Raw genomic sequence first — 3,179 nt, forward strand, 5'->3', positions numbered from 1 at the left:
ACGTAGTGACATGGTGGCTCCTCAAGTAAGGGTATCCGGTTTTCATACCTTATATGACTTTACCGCCCTTCACTATAGAACTTTTTGAGCTAAGCAGGTAAACGGCGTTCATGATGGAAACACACAAATGCCCGCGGTTGCCACGGCACCAGCTTCTCCATCCTGGCAAGAAACCGCTCGCGGCGGGTGACCTTCTTCTTGTTCTGGTGCTCAGCCTGGGCGAATGAGATCTGTTTCATCGGAGTGGCTCTGTCAGCGGGTGTTGGACGACAGGTCAGATTTTACCTCGTCGGTGGCCATGAGGCAGCTCCGACGGGATTTATGCAGCGTTTCCCTAAGCCTCGTGACTGCTCTCCGCCCTATCGGACGGAGCTTCCCACTTCTCAGGCAGCAACCGGCGACATGCCGGATTTACGCGAGCCTCGATGGGCAGAGACGGACAGCCCTTCCGCCTTCAACTTCAAAATTCCTTGATGCTTGATGTTCAGCGCCGCGTTGATGTCGCGATCGTGGTGAGACCCGCAAGAGGTACACGTCCACTCTCGGACGCTCAGCGTCATCCCACCCAGTCTGTGCTGGCAGACATGGCACGTCTTGGAGCTGGCAAACCACGGGTCGATCTTGACCAGATGTTTGCCTTGCTCTTTGGCCTTGTATTCCAGCTTGGTGATCAAGGCATGCCAGGACGCATCGCCGATGTGTTTGGCGAGCTTGGCATTCTTCATCATGTTTTTGACTTTCAGCGTCTCGACGATCACCGCTTGGTTGTCGTCAACGATCTGTCGGGACAGTTTGTGCTGGAAGTCGTTGCGGGCATTGGCTACCCGCTCGTGAGCCTTAGCGACGAGCAAGCGTGCTTTGGCTCGATTGGCGCTGCCTTTCGTCTTGCGTGACAACGCCTGTTGTTTGCGCTTGAGGTTCTTCTGCGCCTGCTTGAGAAAGCGCGGGTTGGCGGTCTTGCGCCCGGTGGAATCAATCGCTAGATGCGACAGCCCCATATCGAGGCCGACGATATTGGCCGCGTCCACATTCACCAGCGGCGCTAGGGTCGCTTGCTCTGTTTCATACAGCAGCGAGGCGTAGTGCTTGCCGGTGACGGTGCGTGACAGCGTGATGCTCTTGAGCTTGCCTTCTACCGGGCGGTGAACCTTGGCCTTGATGGGGTCGAGCTTGGGAATCTTGATCCAGTTCTCGCCGGCCTTGACGCTCATGCAGTGGTAGCTCGACTGCTTGCCACGCTTGCTCTTGAAGCGCGGGTAGCCGGCTTTCTGCTTGGGATCGAAGAATCGCTGGAAGGCTTTGTCTAGGTTGATACACGCCTGGGCTAGCGCAACGGAATCAGCTTCTTTCAGCCAGCCATACTTTCGAGACCTCTTGGCAATCGGCAGCAGCTTCTTGATGTCGTGCTTGGCGCTCAACGACTGGCCGTGACGCTTGTAGCGATGGGACATGATCCGAAGGCCAGTGTTATACGCAAACCGCACCGCGCCGAACTGGCGGTTCAGAAACTCCGCCTGCTCGGACGTGGGATAGATGCGTACCTTGGTGGCTTTCAGCATGTCAGTGTTCCTTGCTACAATGTAGCCAATATATACCAGCAAAAACATGGCGGCAACACAATGAAGAAAGACATCCTCCACATGAAGATCGACGGCGAGTTAAAGAAAGCTTTGCAAGATGAGGCGGAAAGACAGAATCGAAACCTGTCGAACTTGGTCGAGACTGTGCTAAAGGCATACATGGAAAAGAAGAACGGCTAGCGCCGTTCCCGCTTGTATCTCCGCCCGCATTGGGCGGAGGTTTACGCGGATTTTTTGCTAAAACATAACGCAGAGCGCACCGGCGACCTTGACGCAGCGAAGCGGAGACAAGGGCGTCCGAGTGACGCGCCTGGTTAGCTGTTCCCAAGCATGTACGCACGAAGCTGCCGCTCCTCTCGCATGACATAGAGAACGAAAACCCGCTGCCCGTCCTCACGATAAAAAATGCGACACGGTGGAACCACTACCTCCCTGTATACCGAATCAGGGAGCTCTGGAGGAACCCGCCCAGATTGGGGAAAATTTTCCAAACGCTCGATCTTATCGAAAACTTCCTGGACCAGATGACTTGCGGCAACAGGATTATCCAGAGCAATGTACTCAGCGATGGCTTCTAATTCCTGAAGGGCCGGCTCGGTCCAGATTACTTCAGCCATTTACTCATTTTCTCCCTGGCCTCACCCTGGCTGTACGTTCTTCCTTCAAGTACAGCACGCTCTCCCCGTGAGAGTCCCTCAAGCAGCTCAAGTCGGCGCTGCATGAACTCGTAATCCTGCACATCAACAAGGTATGCGGATGGCTGACCATGCTCCGTGATCAGTACCGGCTCTTTAGACAAGTGCAGATCTGCCAAAATCTTTGTGGCTTGGCGCTTGAGGTTCGTAACAAGCTCAACTTTCATGGGCTCACCCCGAATCGACTAATAGTGACACTATAGTATCACTTTTCAGGTAGGGCAATCACAGCTAACGCTGCCATAAACGGCGCGAGGAACGAGCGTCCGGCGACCGCAGGGAGCGAATTTAATGGCCTTGTTAGGCACTACCATGCGTACACTTGAAAATCAACTACTCCGCCCCCACTCTATTAGACTGCTTGCAATCCCGCTTGCAGAACGGCAATCACAGGAGTTTTTCTTATGAACCCAGGCCAGATGTGGAAATTTCACGGCAACCTCAACAGAATCATTGAAATGGATGAAGCTGGGGTAGGTGCAAATGCTATTGCAGGAGTCTTCCAGGACAACAACATTGACATAAACGCCAATGATGTTCGCAGCCTTCTCAAAGCCAACAAAGCACTTACCAAAAAAGCTTTACCGAAGTCCGAATCCAGAAAATTGATTGATCAGAATGATCTCGGTGGTTTTCAGCCAGCATAATGGACTCTAGCGCTCATCCTCAAAAGGAGGCGGACAAAACTGTCCGCCTCCCTCCTATTTAACGTTGCCGATATGCTTGTGTTGATTCACTCCCACATCTTGGGCAGTTCTGGGCATCTGCCGCTGCATCGCTTGGATGGCCCTGTTCCCACTCGTGACCGCAGTCTTCACATACATGATTATAGCCGTTCATAACATATCCTCAGTTTTCTGAGCCTGATTTGATGAACTGTCAAGCGCCAGGCTCGTAAACGCCT

At 53.4% G+C, this 3,179-nt stretch carries 4 protein-coding genes and 1 pseudogene; 1 reads left to right on the top strand and 4 read right to left on the bottom strand.

All coding sequences use genetic code 11. The annotated features are described in order from the left end of the window. Positions 1–137: 137 nt before the first annotated feature. The 4 genes and pseudogenes from B7L72_RS18120 to B7L72_RS03245 form a co-directional block, all read right to left on the bottom strand. A pseudogene (locus B7L72_RS18120) lies at positions 138–239 on the bottom strand (IS5/IS1182 family transposase); the annotation flags it as partial. A gap of 144 nt (positions 240–383) precedes the next feature. Then, positions 384–1,559 (bottom strand): RNA-guided endonuclease InsQ/TnpB family protein, encoded by a 1,176-nt coding sequence (locus B7L72_RS03230; RefSeq protein WP_081192515.1) that lies wholly within the window; start codon positions 1,557–1,559, stop codon positions 384–386. Positions 1,560–1,894: 335 nt separating this feature from the next. Next, on the bottom strand, positions 1,895–2,197 hold the full coding sequence (locus tag B7L72_RS03240) for a type II toxin-antitoxin system RelE/ParE family toxin (protein WP_081192519.1): 303 nt from the start codon (positions 2,195–2,197) through the stop codon (positions 1,895–1,897). Then, positions 2,185–2,442 carry a type II toxin-antitoxin system Phd/YefM family antitoxin gene (locus tag B7L72_RS03245; RefSeq protein WP_081192521.1) on the bottom strand — a complete coding sequence of 86 codons (258 nt, stop codon included), beginning with the start codon at positions 2,440–2,442 and terminating at the stop codon, positions 2,185–2,187. Before B7L72_RS03245 ends, B7L72_RS03240 begins: the two co-directional genes overlap by 13 nt. Before the next feature lie 237 nt (positions 2,443–2,679). Here B7L72_RS03245 and B7L72_RS03250 point away from each other — a divergent pair, with 237 nt between their 5' ends. After that, entirely contained in the window at positions 2,680–2,922 is a 243-nt protein-coding gene (locus B7L72_RS03250; protein ID WP_081192523.1) for a hypothetical protein, read from the top strand. The last annotated feature ends 257 nt before the right edge of the window (positions 2,923–3,179 follow it).

Source organism: Halomonas sp. BC1 (assembly GCF_002078135.1).
GTDB classification, from domain to species: domain Bacteria; phylum Pseudomonadota; class Gammaproteobacteria; order Pseudomonadales; family Halomonadaceae; genus Vreelandella; species Vreelandella stevensii.